General features: G+C 68.6%; 1 protein-coding gene. It reads left to right on the forward strand.

Going from position 1 to position 389, the window contains the following annotated elements:
- Positions 1–389 (forward strand): DUF5309 family protein (locus FV233_RS30820; protein ID WP_187278286.1); only part of this gene is annotated, 389 nt, incomplete at both ends.

A 389-nucleotide genomic window follows, 5' to 3' on the forward strand; every position in this document is an offset into this window, starting at 1 on the left:
GCTGGTCTCGGGCACCCTGGAGGAAGTCAAGAAGGCCGGCCGTGCTTCTGAGATGAAGTACCAGGCCATGAAGAAGGGCATGGCCCTGAAGCGCGATATGGAGGGCATCCTCCTGTCGGCTCAGGCGTCCAACGCCGGCTCGGCTGCCGGTGCTTCGGCCCGTCGTCTCGGCGGCTTCCAGGCCTGGCTGACCACCAACGTCTCCCGCGGCGCCGGTGGTGCCAACGGCGGCTTCCAGTCCGGTACGGGCCTCGTCTCGGCCCCGACCGCCGGCACGGCCCGCGCGTTCACCGAGACCATGCTCAAGGACGCGCAGCAGTCGGCCTACGCCGCTGGTGGCGATCCGAACCTGCTGATGCTGCCCGTGCAGCAGAAGCGCAACTTCTCGG

Source organism: Methylobacterium sp. WL7, assembly GCF_008040085.1.
Lineage (GTDB): Bacteria > Pseudomonadota > Alphaproteobacteria > Rhizobiales > Beijerinckiaceae > Methylobacterium > Methylobacterium mesophilicum.